This window comes from Bacillus sp. JJ864 (assembly GCF_036963045.1).
GTDB classification, from domain to species: domain Bacteria; phylum Bacillota; class Bacilli; order Bacillales; family Bacillaceae_G; genus Bacillus_A; species Bacillus_A pseudomycoides_C.
In genome coordinates, this window is record NZ_JBALLY010000259.1 from 1 (window position 1) to 1,045 (window position 1,045).

General features: G+C 34.5%; 1 protein-coding gene. It reads right to left on the reverse strand.

Annotated elements, in window-relative coordinates; translation table 11 throughout:
- Positions 1-365 precede the first annotated feature (365 nt).
- Positions 366-1,045 (reverse strand): glutamine amidotransferase-related protein (locus V7024_RS24230; protein WP_438824516.1); only part of this gene is annotated, 680 nt, incomplete at its 5' end.

The following is a 1,045-nucleotide window of genomic DNA, read 5'->3' on the forward strand; positions in this document are numbered from 1 at the left end:
GCTTTTTATTTTATCCATCGATATGACCATTTTTGGACTTATCTCGGCTGAACCTCTTTTTCGGTTAATTTTAGACACTAAATTATGACACCTGTTTATGTACTAATATTATAACATTCCAAAAATAGAGCCAAAACTTTTTAAGTTATGATTCTATTTTAAAAAAAGATTAAGAAGAGAAATGTAAAATTACACCGCTAATCCTTAATCACAATTAATTTAAGGATTAGTGGTGTAATAAAGATATTGATACATGTCATCAATTTTTTATAATCTTTTACTACTTTTCCCTTGGTTCACAAGAACGCTGGTACCAGGACTATTAAGATGTACCTTTTTCACACCTTTTCAGCAGATTCTTATTATTATGAGATAACCATACTTTTATTTGTTACAGATAATTCAATAACTTTATCAACAAAAGTATTAAATAAAGGATGTCCTGTAAGTGGACTAGATGTAAACTCTGGGTGAAATTGTGTTGCCACGAACCAAGGGTGTTCTTTTAATTCGATAATTTCTACTAAACGGTCATCTGGGCTTGTACCAGAGAAGATGAATCCTGCATTTTCCATGTCTTGACGGAATTGGTTATTGAACTCATAACGATGACGATGACGCTCATATACAACCGGTTCGTTATACGCATTGTAAGCATTTGTTTCTGGTGTAAGCTTACATGGGTATAAACCAAGACGAAGTGTACCACCTAAATCTTCAACATCTTTTTGCTCTGGTAATAAATCGATAATTGCGTAAGGTGTGTCAGGATTAATTTCAGAAGAGTTCGCACCTTCTAATCCTAATACGTTACGTGCAAATTCAATTGATGCAAGTTGCATTCCTAAGCAAATTCCTAAGAATGGTACTTTGTTTTCACGTGCATATTGAGTTGCAGCGATTTTACCTTCAACACCGCGGTCCCCGAAACCACCTGGTACAAGGATACCATCAGTATCGCCAACTAATTCTTTCACGTTTTCTACTGTCACATGCTCAGCATTTACCCATTTTACTTCTACATCAGTATCAAACTTATAACCTG